The sequence below is a fragment of the Polymorphobacter megasporae genome, assembly GCF_018982885.2.
Taxonomy (GTDB): Bacteria; Pseudomonadota; Alphaproteobacteria; order Sphingomonadales; family Sphingomonadaceae; genus Polymorphobacter_B; species Polymorphobacter_B megasporae.
Genome location: NZ_CP081848.1, coordinates 1,718,199 through 1,732,407, shown reverse-complemented (window position 1 = coordinate 1,732,407; position 14,209 = coordinate 1,718,199). Strand labels below are relative to the sequence as shown.

Genomic DNA, 14,209 nt, shown 5'->3' with positions numbered 1-14,209 from the left:
TTCAAGTCAGGTTGAACCCGCGCACGACCCGTACCGCGATGGAGGAAACCTCCACCAGGGCGACCGGAACAGGTCCGTCGGTCGCCAGATACAGCCCGTGGGATGCGGGGTGCCCGGGGAGCGTCCGACCTTGTCGAAGGAGGGCTGCGTCTTCGGGCGTAACGGATAGAGCCGGGATGTCGTCCAGCCCCGCCGTCAGCGGCAGTATTGCCTGTTCATCGCCCGCCTGTAGCAAATCGGCCAATTTGTCCAGCGAAATCGCCGCGTCGAGGGTGAACGGTCCGGCGCGGGTCCGGCGGAGCGCCGCGACGTGTCCGACGGTTCCGAGTGAGATCGCTAGGTCGCGGGCGAGGCTGCGGACGTAGGTGCCCTTCGAGCAGGTGACGGCGAAGTCGGCGTCGTCGTCGCGCGCTTCGAACAGGTCGAAGGCGTGGATCGTCAGATTACGCTCGGCGAGGACGACGGTCTCCCCTGCCCGCGCCAGTTTGTAGGCCCGCTCGCCGTCGACCTTGAGCGCGGAATAGGCGGGCGGTGTCTGGACGATCGGCCCACGAAAGGCGTGAAGCGCGGCGGCTATCGCGGGTTTGTCAGGGCGAATTCCTGAGGTCGCAACGACCTCACCTTCCCGGTCGTCGGTCGCGGTGGCTACGCCCCACGCGACGGTGAAGGCGTAGCCCTTGGTCGCGTCGAGCATTCGCCCGGCAAGCTTGGTCGCCTCACCCAGCGCGATCGGCAGGACGCCGGTCGCGAGCGGGTCGAGCGTCCCGCCGTGGCCGATCTTGACCTTGGGATACCCCGCCTGGCGGAGGATCCGCTTGACCGCCGCGACCCCCTGCGCCGAGCTCAGCCCGAGCGGTTTGTCGACGACGATCCAGCCGTGGAGCGGCCCCGGCTCGCGGGGAGTCGGGGCCGGTTCCAGCTACTTTTCCTCTTCGAACGTCACAGCGACATCGCCGTTCGCCGACAGGCGGACGTCGTTGCCCTCGATGTCGGCGACGAGGCCACCCGAAATCCAGTGATGGTGATTGTGAGTTGTGCTGTCCTTGGTCAGCTTGATCCGGTCGCCGTCGACGTGATCGACTGTCCCGACATGGACGCCGTCGGCACCGATGACGTTCATATGCTCCGTGATCTTCGAAAGGTCGGCCATTATATTCTCCTTATTGGGCTGCGGGGACGAACGCAGGCGGCGCGGCTTCGGCTCCACCGGCGGGACGATTTAGCGTGGCCCCGGCAAGCGCGACGAGCAGCGCCTCGATCCGGCCGAGGCGTTCGCCGAGCGCTTCGATATCCGCACGCGTCGCGACATCGACGGGCGCAGGCGTGCCGACGCCGGGGGCCAGCGTCTTTTCGGCGACTGCGGCAGACAGCGTCAGCCACTGGTCGAGCATCGTGCGGACGGAGGTGGCGGGGTCGGGCGAATCGGCCATGGGGCTAGCCTCTCCGGGCTGTAGGATTTGGAAGTTGACGAAGTTGACGCCACGTCGAACCGAAACGCACCCCCCGTGCGGTCGCACGGGTCCCCGCGCCGGCGCGGCGGGCAGGGCGAAAGTCGCCGGGTCGAGAATCAATCGTCATCGGCACCGTAACTATCCCGTTTCGGGTATCGTAGGACAGCGCGAAGTTTCGCTGGCGCGGGTAGCCGCCGCGCCGGGCCTCGGCTAGAGGCGTCGCGATGCCGCGCGCCCTCCGCCTTCTGCTGCCGATCACCGCTGGTGCCGTGTCGGCGCTGGGGTTCGCCCCGCTCGACTGGTGGCCGCTGACGCTGATCGGCGTCGCGCTGCTGTTTTGGACGATCGAACGCGCCCCATCGGTCCGCAGTGCGGCGGGCGCGGGCTGGCTGTTCGGTGTCGGGCACTTCACCATCGGGCTTTACTGGATCGCGACGGCCTTCACCTACCAGGCGGCGATGCCCGCGTTCATGGGTGTCGTCACCGTCGTCCTACTGTCGATGTTCCTCGCGATCTATCCTGCGCTGGCCGGCGGGCTCGCCCGGGCGTGGCCGCGGCCCGGCATCAGCCGGGTGCTGATGTTCGCCGTTGCGTGGATGCTGTGCGAATGGCTGCGCGGACATGTGCTGTCGGGGTTCGCGTGGAACCCGCTGGGCGCGGCGTGGCTGCCGGCAGGGGGTGTAGTGCTCGGGGCGGCATGGATCGGTGCGCTTGGCCTCTCGGGATTGATGATCCTCGCCGCAGCATTTGTTGCCTCGCAAAAACCATTCGGTGCAGTCGCAAGTTTTGCCGCGATCTGCGGTGTCGCGCTGCTGACCCGCTTCACCTTGCCCGCGCCCTTCCCCGCCAACGGTCCGCTCGTCCACCTCATCCAGCCGAACATCGGGCAGGACGAGAAATACGACGATTCCGCCGCGCACGTCGAAAAATACCTCGCGCTCAGCCGGGTGGCGCTTGGCCCCGAGCCGCATCGGCAGTCGATCACGATCTGGTCGGAGTCGGCGGTGTCGGACCTCGTCGACGAAGATCCAGCCGCCCGCGCGCATCTCGCGAGCATCCTCAGCCCCGGCGACCTGCTGCTGTTCGGCGGCATCGCCTTGATCCGCAACGCCGATGGCACCCCCGCCGAAGCGACCAATAGCCTGTACGTCCTCGACGCGAACGCGACGCTCCTAGGGCGCTATGACAAGAGCCACCTCGTGCCGCTCGGTGAATATGTCCCGGCGCGTCCGCTGATGACGCGCCTCGGCCTCGCGCGCCTGACGCCGGGTGACATCGATTTTCTCGCCGGTCCCGGACCGCGCACGCTCGACCTGCCCGGCTTCCCGGCGGCAGGTATCCAGATCTGCTACGAGGTCATCTTCCCCGCCGCGGTCGTCGACGAAGCCCATCGCCCGGCATGGATCGTCAACATCTCGAACGACGCATGGTTCGGCGCGTGGGGCCCGCCGCAACATCTCGCGCAGGCGCGCCTCCGCGCGATCGAGGAGGGGCTGCCGATCGCGCGCGTCACGCCGACCGGGATCAGCGCGATGATCGACGCGTACGGCCGCATTGTCGCCAGTATCGGCCCGCACCAAGCCGCGACCCTGTCGCTCCGCGTCCCGCCGCCGTTGCCGCCGACGCTGTTCGGACGCTTCGCGCATTGGACAAGTTTAGTCTTCGGGTTGGCGCTCGTTGCGGGTGCGATGACGGCGGGTCGACCGGCACGGCGTCGGATATAAGGATAGCTTTATACGCTTGCGCGGGGGCGTCACGCTGATTATCGGTCGCCCGGACTGAATACACAAAGGCTCCCCGATGGCGCGCAGCTCGTTTATCTTTACCAGCGAATCCGTATCCGAAGGTCACCCTGACAAGGTTGCCGACCAGATCAGCGACGCCGTCGTCGACCTGTTCCTGTCGAAGGACCCATATGCCCGCGTCGCCTGCGAGACGCTGACCACCACCAACCGCGTCGTGCTCGCGGGCGAAGTTCGCGGTCTCGGCATGATCGACACCCATGGCAACTGGGCCGACGGCGCGCAGGAGGAAATCCAGGCCGCGGTTCGCGCGACCGTCAAGCGCATCGGCTATGAACAGTCGGGCTTCCACTGGCAGAACCTCGTCTTCGAAAACCACCTCCACCCCCAGTCGGCGCACATCGCGCAGGGCGTCGATGCGAGCGGCAACAAGGACGAGGGTGCCGGCGACCAGGGCATCATGTTCGGCTATGCGACCGACGAGACCCCCGACCTGATGCCGGCGACACTGTATTATTCGCACAAGATCCTCGAGCGGATGGCCGCCGACCGTCATTCGGGCAAAGCCCCGTTCCTCGAGCCCGACGCGAAGAGCCAGGTTACCCTCGCGTACGAAAACGAGGTCCCGGTCCGCGCGACCGCGCTCGTCGTCTCGACCCAGCACGCGGTCGATTACTGCCTGCCGTGGGAGAGCGACGGCGAGACCGGCGGCGACGCCGGGAAGTACGCGACGCTCCGCGACTATGTCGTCGGCGTCTTCCACGACATCCTCCCCGACGGCTTCATCACCGACGAGACCGCGATCTACGTCAATCCGACCGGGCGCTTCGAAATCGGCGGACCCGACGGCGACGCCGGCGTGACCGGGCGCAAGATCATCGTCGACACCTACGGCGGCGCTTCGCCCCACGGCGGTGGCGCGTTCAGCGGCAAGGATCCGACGAAGGTCGATCGCTCGGCGGCGTACATCACCCGCTACATGGCAAAGAACATCGTCGCCGCCGGCCTCGCCCGCCGCGTCACGATCCAGCTCAGCTATGCGATCGGCGTGTCCGAGCCGCTGTCGCTGTATGTCGACACCCACGGCACCGGCACGGTCCCCGAGGCGACGATCGAGGCGGTCCTGCCGACCCTCGTCCGCCTGACCCCGCGCGGCATCCGCGAGCATCTCGGGCTCAACAAGCCGATCTACCAGCGCAGCGCGTCGTACGGCCACTTCGGCCGCACCCCCGACAGCGATGGCGGCTTCAGCTGGGAAAAGCTCGACCTGGTCGACAAGCTCAAGGCCGCGGTCTGAGCGCGGATCCGGCAACGCTGCGCCGCCTGTACGGGCGGCGACAGGGGCATAAGCTTCGTCTCGGCCAGGCCGACCTCGTCGAGACGACGCTTCCGGCGCTGAGCGTTCCCGAGACCGGGGCGCTCGACGCGACCGTCTTGTTCGGCGACGCGCCCGATGCGCAGCGCCCGTTGTGGTTCGAAATCGGCTTCGGTTCGGGCGAACACCTTGCCGCACAGGCGGTGGCCAATCCGGCCGTCGGCCTGATCGGCTGCGAGCCGTTCCTCAATGGGGTTGTCGGCGCGCTCGGGCATATCCGTGAGCACGACCTGACCAACGTTCGCCTTCACATGGGCGACGCGCTCGATGTCCTCGAGCGGCTGCCCGACGCGAGCCTGTCGCGGGTCTTCCTGCTTCACCCCGATCCCTGGCCGAAGGCGCGTCATGCCAAACGGAGGTTCGTCAACCCGGGACCGCTCGACCTGATCGCGGCGAAGCTCGCGAAGGGCGGTGAGCTTCGGATCGGTACCGACCACGCGATATATTGTCGCTGGTCGCTAATGCAGATGGCGCAGCGCGACGATTTCGAGTGGCTGGCCGAAGCTGCGGCGGACTGGCAGGTCCGCCCCGGTAACTGGCCGCAAACCCGTTACGAGGCAAAGGCCCGGCGACTTGGCCATGAGGTGTGGTACTTTCGCTACAGACGGAGTGAGCGTCGAGAAACGACCGGGTCTCTGGACTAGCCTACTCCGGCGTTTGTCTTGTAAGATGGCGACGCGCGTATTGAGAGAGCGATGACGTTCGACGAAGTTAAGTGCCGCGATGGTCGTCTCAAATGGATCGACGCCGGGTGGTGCTCAAATGACAGCCGGCACGGGTCACGCCGCGGCTGCGCAAGTATGGCTTCACGCGAAAGCGTCGGCGCGGTCGGCGACCAACTTGAAACGCGGTTTACCAATAGCGGTTCACCGAGTTTGATCAGCGGCTTTGGCAGTTATCGTCGCGTCAGGCCGACCGTAATCTTCATCGATTTGCTTTGCACCTGCGGGTCTCGCGCGTTTCGACGAGCTGTAGGTACACTTGTGCAATTGTTTTTGGTTAATCGTCTTCCCCGATTTGGTCCGGTTCCGCACCGACGACGGAAAGTCGGCAGTGCTAGGGTTCATCGAGCGGCAAGCGGCCGTTGATGAGCGTTAGATTGCACGGGGCATTTGCGGCGGGTATCCGTCGACCCGGTCAGGGTTCGACATCTCGATGACCAATGTTCACCGTCTCCAGAACAATCTGCTGCGAACGATGGCTGATGATGACTTCGCGGCACTACTGCCGTCGTTGACGCTGATCGATCTCGCCAAGGGCGACGAACTGACGTTACCCGAAAGCCGCGTCAAATTTAGCTGGTTTCCGCTCGGCGGCATCCTGTCGGTCGTCGCCGCCACCGAAAGCGGCACCCAGGCCGAGGTCGGTATCGTCGGTCGCGAGGGCATGTGCTCGGTCGCGACGCTTCACGGCGTCGACTTCGAGATGATGCACATCTTCTGCCAGATGCCTGGCAGGGCGCTGCGCATACCGGCGTCGACGCTGCGCACGATCCTGACGTCACGACCCTCATTATTGTCCCATCTGTTGGGCTACGCGCAGAATTTCATGCTTCAGATCGCGAGTTCGGCGCTGGCGTACGCGACCCAGACGATCGAGGCTCGGCTGGCGCGCTGGTTGTTGATGTCGCTCGACCGGCTCGAGGCAAACGACGTTACGATGACGCACGAAGCGCTTGCGCTGATGCTTGGCGTTCGCCGCGCTGGCGTTACCGTGGCCATCCAAGCCCTTGAGGCGAAGGGCGCGCTGATCGGCCGTCGCGCTGCGCTGACGGTGATCAACCGCACGATCCTCGCCGAGATCGCGGGGGATGCGTATGGCACCGCCGAACGCGTCTATCTCCGTGTCCTGGGCGTCCCGATCAAAAGCTCGTCGCGGCTCGCCGATGGCGACGGATACCTCGACGGCGCTGCTTCAGCCGAATAGCGACGCCGAGCAGTCGCGCTGCATTCGAAGATCTTGGACGTTCGATCTTCAAGGTATTTGACCTTCGCGCACGATGTGCCGCAAAATCGGGCTCCGCAGATTTCGACTTTGCAGCGAATTGAACCAACGATGATCGGTCACGGCACAGCGACCCGCGTTGCACACGGCGGCCATTCCCGTTAACCGCCAGCGATGGTCGCATTCCTCGAATTTGAAAAGCCGGTTGCCGAGCTCGAAGCGCGCGTCGCCGAATTGCGTGCCGAGGGTTCGCCCGAGGCACGCGCCGAAGCCAATCGGCTCGCCGAGCGCGCCGAACGCCAGCTTGCCGATATCTATTCGCGCCTGACGCCGTGGCAGAAGACGATCGTCGCCCGCCACGCCGAACGCCCCCACTTCAAGGATTACGTCGCCGCCCTGATCGAGGACTTCACCCCGCTCAGCGGCGACCGCAAATTCGCCGAAGACGCGGCGATCGTCGGCGGCATCGGGCGGCTCAAGGGACGCTCGGTCATGGTCATCGGCCATGAAAAGGGCTCGGACACCGCCAGCCGGGTCAAGCACAACTTCGGCATGGGACGCCCAGAAGGCTATCGCAAAGCCGTGCGCCTGATGGAGATGGCGGCGCGCTTCGGCCTGCCCGTCGTCACCCTCGTCGATACGCCCGGTGCGTTTCCCGGCATCGACGCCGAGGAACGCGGCCAGGCTGAGGCGATCGCGCGCGCGACCGCGGCGTGTCTCGACCTCGACGTGCCGATGGTCGCGGCGATCGTCGGCGAAGGCGGGTCGGGCGGCGCAGTCGCGCTCGCGACGGCAAATCGCATCGTCATGTTCGAGCACGCGGTCTACGCGGTGATCTCGCCCGAGGGTTGCGCCTCGATCCTTTGGCGCGGCGATAATCGCGCCGCCGACGGTGCCCCCGCTCCCGCTGGCCCGAGCCGTGCCGCCGAAGCCGCCGAAGCGATGAAGGTCACCGCGAGCGACCTCAAGAAGTTGGGCGTCATCGACCGTATCATCTACGAGCCACGCGGCGGCGCACACCGCGACCCGGCGACCGCGATCCAGCGCCTCGGCACCGCAATCTCTGCCGAACTGACCGCGCTCGAAACCCAATCTCCGGCCGCGCTGCGGAGCGGCCGGCGGGCAAAGTTCCTCGCGATGGGCCGCGTGGGCTAGAGTGGAGCTCGACTGCCCCGGCCCGCCGGTCACGCTCGGCCTGCCCATCCTGACCGTCGTCGCCGCTGCACTGGTCGACCCCGACGGCCGGGTCCTCGTCGCGGAACGCCCGGCGGGAAAGCATCTCGCCGGACAATGGGAATTCCCCGGCGGCAAGATCGAACCCGGCGAAACCCCCGAAACCGCGCTCGTGCGTGAACTCGCCGAGGAATTGGGAATCGATACCGCCGCGAGCTGTCTCGCCCCAGCCGGGTTTGCCAGCCACGCGTATGCCGACTTCCACCTCGTCCTACTGCTATTCGTTTGCCGGAAATGGTCTGGCACCGCGCGCGGACGCGACGGCCAGCGGCTGCAGTGGCTACGGCCTAATGACCTGTTCGCGCTCGACATGCCCCCCGCCGACCGGCCGCTCCTGGGACTGCTCGCGGCACTGATCTAGCGTCGCCACCCGGTGAGGTAGATGACCTGTACCGTCACCGCGATGCGCCCAGCTTCAGCGCGCGCGGCAAACCGCCGCGCCGCATCGGCGAGGACATCGCGTCGGAGCGGAGCTCGACCGTGCAGGATATTTCCCTCACCCATTGCCCGCAGATCCCGCAGCACCGCGAATATATCGTCGTAGCGCACCATGATCGTATCGACCTCTGCGACCGGATCGGCGAACCCGGCGCGTTGGAGGAGGCCTGCGGCCATGTCGGTGTCGACCATCGGCAGGATTCGCCCGGCCACGCGGCCGGTCAGCTCGACCTCGGCGGCGAGAAGGTCGGCGCGCAGCTCGCTCAAACTGGTGCCGCCGAAAAATCCGGCGACGAAAAGCCCATCGGGGCGGAGCGCACGGCGCGCCTGGATCAGCGCGCCCGGCAGGTCGTTGACTCCGTGAAGCGCCGCCGCCGACGCGATAAGGTCGAAGCTCGATTCGGCAAATGGCAGGCGATCCTCGTCACCGGCGACCGATATCGGCTCGATCGCCATCTGCGGCGATGGCTCGAGCGCTACGGTAAGGTCGCTGCCGGTGATGCCAGTGCGCCCGATATCAAGGACTTGAGCGAACTTCCGGTCGAGCGCCTGCACCCTGTCGACCAATTCGGCGGCGATCGCTGCGCGAAGGAAGTCGGCCGTTCCATCAGCCCGCCCGCGTTGCTGCCGCCGGGCAGCCCGGTCGAATGGCTCGGCAGCAGCGGGAGCAAGCGTCTGAGATCGGTCCATGATGATCCATGCCCCGCGCGCAGGATGCTGCCAAGCCACAGGGCATGGCGCTGTTGCTTTGCACTTGCTTAAGCAGTGACGTATTATCGTCGAGCAGACCGAGCGAAAGGCCCTTCATGGCGATCCGATCCGTAGCCCACGACGAGGTGATTACCGCGCCGTACCCGCATGTCGCGACCGCCGATACGCTCGTTGACTATGATGCATTGAACGCTGGCTTTCCTGCCGAGGACCGCTTCGGTCCGCAGATCCGGATGCATGGCGACCTTACCCATCCCGACCCCGAGTATATCCGCCTGACGGAGGAGGATCCGTCGTACGCGCGGCTGCACGAGTGGGTCTATTCGACCGGTTTCGTGACGACCTTCCTCGAACTGTTCGATTCGGAAATCGAAAAATACGTCGTTAGTGGCGACCTGCTGATGGACCCCCGGACGCTGCCGATCCGCCCCGAGCCTTACGAAAAGCGCGAAGAGCTAATCGGCTATTCGAATGTCACCAAAGAGGAAGCGTTCCTGTTTCCGCGGCTCGATATCGGCATCGGCAAACTGAACTACGGCCTCGTCAACGGCGGCGGCGGCGTCCACGTCGACAATCTCACGCGGCTGGTGTCGATCCTCGTCTACATCGACGACAACCCCGATATGGTCGGCGGCGAGCATCGCCTCTACCGCGTCGAGGATTACACCCCGGTGATCGACAAGATCTATCCGGCGCGTGGCAACTTCATGGTCGCGTCGCTTCAGTCGAATCGCGCGCTTCATGACGTGAATCCGGTGACCGCAATCAAGGGTGTCCGCAAGGGCATGTACATGGCGGTCAGCTGCTCGGCCGAGATCTGGCGGCCCGACCCCGACGTCCGCCTGCAAAAGCTGACCAAGAGCCGTTATCGTCCGCCCGCTGCAATCCAGGCGCTCCGTGACGTCCGCAAGTTCGCGCGCAAGGCGATCGGACTCTAGCTGACCGACCTCGCAAGGTATGTCCGGCGGCTAGCCGTTGCCGGGCTTGATCTGCTGCTCCCGCCTCGCTGCCCCGCGTGCCGCGAGATCGTCGAATCGGACGGCAATTTCTGCGCCTCGTGTTGGACAGGACTCGAATTCATCACCGCGCCGATGTGCGCGTGTTGCGGGACGCCATTCGAGGTCGATCGCGGCGCGAATGCGCGATGCGGTGCCTGTCTCGACGCCCCGCCACGCTACACCGCAGCGCGCGCGGCGATGGTCTATGGCGGCCCGGCGCGTAAAATCCTGCTCGGTTTCAAGCACGGCGACCGCCAGCACCTCGTCAAGGTCATGGCTCCGCAACTGGTTCGCGCCGGGGGTGACTGGCTTGGGACGGGCGCGCTTCTCGTGCCAGTCCCGCTCCACCGCTGGCGGTTATGGAAGCGCGGTTTCAATCAGGCGGCGTTGCTGGCGCAGTCTGCGGGTCGTCGCTCGGGCACCCAAGTTTCAGTCGATGCGCTGAGCCGGGTCCGTGCGACGACGACGAGCCGTGGCATGGGCCGCCGGAAGCGCGCCGCCAACGTTCGGGCGGCGTTCCGGGTCGCCCATCCCGATCGAATTCGCGGTCGCGATGTCGTCCTCGTCGACGATGTGCTGACGACCGGGGCGACCGCCGAAGCGTGTACCCGGATGCTGTTGCGCGCCGGGGCAAAAAGTGTCCGCGTCCTGACATGGGCGCGGGTTGTACGCGAGGTCGCCTGACCGCATATTGCACCCTCGCCGGTAGGAGCAGCGTACGTGGCCAAGGTCGAAGTCTACACCAAATTCATGTGCCCCTTTTGCTCGCGAGCTATGAAGCTGTTGAAGTCGAAGGGCGTTGCCGTCGACGAGATCGACATCACGATGGGTGGCCCGAAGCGTACCGAGATGCTGGCGCGGTCCGAGGGTAGAACGACGGTCCCGCAGATTTTCATCGACGGCAAAGCTATCGGCGGCAGCGACGACCTCGCCGCGCTCGATAGCCGTGGCCAACTCGATCCGCTGCTGGCGTGACCATGCTCCGGATCGGGGTACTGCAGACGCGGACCGGGATCGACCCGGCCGGGAATGCTCGTGCCTTGACCGATGGCATCGCAGACCTCGCGAAGCAGGGTGCGGAGATCGTTTTTACCCCTGAAATGAGCGGGTTGCTCGATCGCGACCGGGCACGTTCGGCACCTTTGATCCGGCACGAAGTCGACGACACCGTGCTTGCAGCGGTCCGTGCCGCCGCTTGCGATCACCGGGTTTGGGTCGAACTCGGCAGCCTTGCGCTTCGTCCCGACCGAGGCGATGGCCGGCTCGTCAATCGTGGTTTCCTTATCGACCCTACAGGCGAGATCGTCGCGCGCTACGACAAGCTGCACCTGTTCGACGTCGATCTCGCCAATGGCGATAGCTACAGTGAGTCGAATGCTTATGCCCCGGGAGAGCGCGCCGTCGTTGCCCCGACCCCGTGGGGCGCAATGGGACTAAGCGTCTGTTATGACGTTCGCTTTCCGGCACTATACGCCGCGCTGGCCCACGCCGGAGCAGCCATCATCGCGGTTCCCGCTGCATTCACGCGACCCACCGGCGAGGCGCACTGGCACGTCCTCCTCCGGGCGCGCGCAATCGAGACGGGCGCGTTCATCGTCGCCGCAGCGCAGAGCGGGATGCATGCCGATGGCCGCGAGACGTATGGCCATTCGCTCGTCGTCGACCCGTGGGGGACCGTCCTCCTCGACATGGGGACCGAGCCCGGCGGGGCGGTCGTCGACCTCGACCTGTCGCTGGTCGCGGCGACCCGTGGCCGAATTCCATCGCTGCGGAATGGGCGGCCTTTCACCATCGACGCGTTGACGGCGGCGGGCGGCCTACCTAGTCATTCAGGCGATGCGCCCGTAGCTCAGCCGGATAGAGCGACGGTTTCCTAAACCGCAGGTCGGGGGTTCGATTCCCTTCGGGCGCACCATTACCCCAAAAACAGCTCTGCTGCGGCGTCGACGATGGCGTCGGTGTCGAGGCGATACGTTGCATAAAGGTCGGGCAGATCGCCGGTCTGGCCGAAGCGATCGACCCCAAGCGGGCTGACGCACATGCCCCGCACACTGCCGATCCACGACAGCGCCGAAGGAGACCCATCGAGCACCGTCACCACACCTGCATGCGGCGCGAGTGCCGACAGCAAGGTTTCGACGTGTGACTCGACCGGCGGAGTTCCGGTCCAGCGCGCCGCCCGCCGCGCCGACCAGCCGCGGTGAAGCAGGTCGGGCGAGGTCACCGCAAGCACGCCGAGCCCGGGAATATCCTCCGCGAGAATGTCGTACGCCGCGAGCACCTCGGGAGCGACCGCGCCGCAGAAGACGATCGCAGCCGACGCCGGGCCGGTGGGTCGCCGCAGCCAGTAACCGCCCTTGATCGCGTCGGCTTCCCATCCGGCGTCGACACGCGGCTCCTGCGCGATCGACCGCGTGCTGAGGCGGAGATAGACCGCGCCGCCGTCGTCGGCCTGGATATGTTCAAAGGCGTGGCGCATCAGCAGCGCGACCTCGTCGGCGAAGGCGGGCTCGAAATACGTCAGCCCAGGTTGGCCAATTCCGATAAGCGGCGGATTGATCGACTGATGCGCGCCACCCTCCGCGGCGAGGGTCAGCCCCGACGGCGTGCCGACGAGCAGGAACCGCGCATTCTGGTAGCAGGCGTAATTCAGCGCATCGAGGCCGCGCGCGATGAACGGGTCGTAGACGGTCCCCACCGGGATCAGCCGCGTCCCGAAATGCGGCCCCGCCAGCCCGAGCGACGACAGCATCAGGAAAAAGTTGTTCTCCGCGATGCCCAGTTCGATGTGCTGCCCGGCGGCGTGCCCCGACCAGCGTTGCGCCGACGGGATCTTCGCCGCGCGGAAAACATCGCCGAGCTCGCTCCGCCGGAACAGCCCGCGCGCGTTGACGAAACCGCCGAGGTTGGTCGTCTGGGTGACATCGGGAGCGGTCGTCACGACGCGGTCGGCGAGCGCCTGTGCCACCTGCTCACCCGACTTGGCGAGATCGAGCAGGACGCGCCCGAACGCCGTCTGGGTCGACAGCTCGTCGCCGTCGGGAACCGGCAGCCGCGCAGGTACGGGGACCGCCGGAGCACGCGGCTCGCCGGCGCGGCTGGCCAGCGCGCTGCGCCCGATGAACGCCTTGAGGTCGGCAGCGGCGTTGTCGCCCAGCCCGCCGAACGGCTCCCACTCGTCGCCTTCGGCGATCCCAAGGCTGGCGCGCAGCTCGGCGATCTGCGGCGGGTTCATCATCCCCGAATGATTGTCCTTATGCCCCGCGAGCGGCAGGCCGAACCCTTTGATCGTATAGGCGATGAACAGCGTCGGGCGTTCATCGTCGGCGCTGTCGAAGGCGTCGATCAGCGTCTCGATGCAATGGCCGCCGAGGTTGGTCATCAGGTCGGCGAGCGCCGCGTCGTCGAAGCTCGCGAGCAATTTGGCGACGTGCGGCTTCGCGCCGATATCGGCGGTCAGCCGCGACCGCCACGCCGCGCCGCCCTGATACGTCAGGACGGCGAAGTCGACGTTGGGACAATTGTCGATCCATTCGCGCAGGCTGATGCCGCCGGGCCGATCGAACGCCGCGCGCTGGCGCTTGCCGTATTTGAGCGTCAGCACGCGCCACCCGCAGGTTTCGAAGATGTCGTCGAAGCGGCGGAACATGCGATCGGCAGTAGTGTGGTCGAGCGACTGGCGGTTATAGTCGACGACCCACCAGCAGTTGCGCAAGTCGTGCTTATACCCCTCGATCAGGCATTCGTAGATATTGCCCTCATCGAGCTCGGCATCGCCCATCAATGCGATCATTCGCCCGGCATCGGTGGCGTCGAGCGCGCCGTGCGCGATCAGATAATCCTGCGTCAGGCTGGTGAACGCCGTCGCCGCCACACCCAGCCCAACCGAGCCGGTCGAGAAGTCGACGGGGATCTTGTCCTTCGTCCGCGACGGATAGCTTTGCGCCCCGCCCAGCCCGCGGAAACGCTCGAGCTGGTCGCGCGACTGCGAGCCGAGCAGGTAATGGATCGCATGGAGCACCGGCCCAGCGTGCGGCTTGACCGCGACCTTGTCCTGCGGGCGCAGCGCGTGGAAATACAATGCGCTCATGATTGCGGTCATCGACGCGCAACTCGCCTGATGGCCCCCGACCTTGAGACCATCGCGCTTCGGGCGGATGTGATTGGCGTTGTGCACCGTCCACGACGACAGCCAGCGCAGCCGCGTGTCGAGGAGTTCGAGCGCGGCGATCGTGTCGCTGCGGCGGTCGGTCAGGGTATCGGTCATCGGCAATCCTAACCCGCTAGCGCGCATGATTGGAAGGCGGCGCGAGGTCG

14 protein-coding genes, 1 tRNA gene and 1 pseudogene are annotated in these 14,209 nt (G+C 66.1%); 11 read left to right on the top strand and 5 right to left on the bottom strand.

What is annotated here, in order from left to right:
* Position 1: 1 nt before the first annotated feature.
* The 3 genes from truB to KTC28_RS08085 are packed head-to-tail and all read right to left on the bottom strand — an operon-like array spanning position 2 to position 1,430.
* Positions 2-919, bottom strand: coding sequence for a tRNA pseudouridine(55) synthase TruB (gene truB, locus KTC28_RS08095; RefSeq protein ID WP_216708865.1), 918 nt, complete (start codon positions 917-919; stop codon positions 2-4).
* Positions 920-1,150, bottom strand: a complete 231-nt coding sequence (locus tag KTC28_RS08090) for a DUF2171 domain-containing protein (protein WP_216708429.1) — start codon at positions 1,148-1,150, stop codon at positions 920-922.
* Between the two features lie 10 nt (positions 1,151-1,160).
* Positions 1,161-1,430 (bottom strand): hypothetical protein, encoded by a 270-nt coding sequence (locus KTC28_RS08085; protein WP_216708428.1) that lies wholly within the window; start codon positions 1,428-1,430, stop codon positions 1,161-1,163.
* Between the two features lie 245 nt (positions 1,431-1,675).
* Here KTC28_RS08085 and lnt point away from each other — a divergent pair, with 245 nt between their 5' ends.
* The 6 genes from lnt to KTC28_RS08055 all read left to right on the top strand — a co-directional run bounded on the left by lnt (position 1,676) and on the right by KTC28_RS08055 (position 8,106).
* A complete protein-coding gene (gene lnt / locus KTC28_RS08080; RefSeq protein ID WP_216708427.1) occupies positions 1,676-3,175 on the top strand; it encodes an apolipoprotein N-acyltransferase in 1,500 nt (499 codons plus the stop codon).
* Positions 3,176-3,251: 76 nt separating this feature from the next.
* On the top strand, positions 3,252-4,490 hold the full coding sequence (gene metK, locus KTC28_RS08075; RefSeq protein ID WP_216708426.1) for a methionine adenosyltransferase: 1,239 nt from the start codon (positions 3,252-3,254) through the stop codon (positions 4,488-4,490).
* Entirely contained in the window at positions 4,445-5,212 is a 768-nt protein-coding gene (gene trmB / locus KTC28_RS08070) for a tRNA (guanosine(46)-N7)-methyltransferase TrmB (protein WP_439650125.1), read from the top strand. Before metK ends, trmB begins: the two co-directional genes overlap by 46 nt.
* Positions 5,213-5,723: 511 nt before the next feature.
* Positions 5,724-6,494 (top strand): Crp/Fnr family transcriptional regulator, encoded by a 771-nt coding sequence (locus KTC28_RS08065; protein ID WP_216708425.1) that lies wholly within the window; start codon positions 5,724-5,726, stop codon positions 6,492-6,494.
* 192 nt (positions 6,495-6,686) lie between these two features.
* Positions 6,687-7,667, top strand: coding sequence for an acetyl-CoA carboxylase carboxyltransferase subunit alpha (locus KTC28_RS08060; RefSeq protein ID WP_216708424.1), 981 nt, complete (start codon positions 6,687-6,689; stop codon positions 7,665-7,667).
* 1 nt (position 7,668) lies between these two features.
* Entirely contained in the window at positions 7,669-8,106 is a 438-nt protein-coding gene (locus KTC28_RS08055; protein WP_255602369.1) for a (deoxy)nucleoside triphosphate pyrophosphohydrolase, read from the top strand.
* Here KTC28_RS08055 and KTC28_RS08050 read toward each other — a convergent pair.
* Positions 8,103-8,873, bottom strand: coding sequence for a class I SAM-dependent methyltransferase (locus KTC28_RS08050; RefSeq protein WP_216708423.1), 771 nt, complete (start codon positions 8,871-8,873; stop codon positions 8,103-8,105). The genes KTC28_RS08055 and KTC28_RS08050 overlap by 4 nt on opposite strands.
* Positions 8,874-8,989: 116 nt before the next feature.
* Here KTC28_RS08050 and KTC28_RS08045 point away from each other — a divergent pair, with 116 nt between their 5' ends.
* From KTC28_RS08045 to KTC28_RS08025, 5 genes and pseudogenes are all read left to right on the top strand, one after another.
* Complete coding sequence (locus KTC28_RS08045; RefSeq protein WP_216708422.1) at positions 8,990-9,832, top strand: 2OG-Fe(II) oxygenase; 843 nt, start codon at positions 8,990-8,992, stop codon at positions 9,830-9,832.
* A complete protein-coding gene (locus KTC28_RS08040; RefSeq protein WP_216708862.1) occupies positions 9,833-10,576 on the top strand; it encodes a ComF family protein in 744 nt (247 codons plus the stop codon). It abuts the gene before it with no gap.
* A 36-nt stretch (positions 10,577-10,612) separates the two neighbouring features.
* Positions 10,613-10,867, top strand: coding sequence for a glutaredoxin 3 (gene grxC / locus KTC28_RS08035; protein ID WP_216708421.1), 255 nt, complete (start codon positions 10,613-10,615; stop codon positions 10,865-10,867).
* Positions 10,868-10,869: 2 nt separating this feature from the next.
* Positions 10,870-11,676, top strand: a pseudogene (locus KTC28_RS08030) (carbon-nitrogen hydrolase family protein); the annotation flags it as partial.
* 54 nt (positions 11,677-11,730) lie between these two features.
* Positions 11,731-11,807 (top strand) — tRNA-Arg (locus KTC28_RS08025).
* Here the strand turns inward: KTC28_RS08025 and KTC28_RS08020 are convergent.
* A complete protein-coding gene (locus KTC28_RS08020) occupies positions 11,808-14,159 on the bottom strand; it encodes a thiamine pyrophosphate-binding protein (RefSeq protein ID WP_216708420.1) in 2,352 nt (783 codons plus the stop codon). It abuts the tRNA gene before it with no gap.
* Positions 14,160-14,209 lie beyond the last annotated feature (50 nt).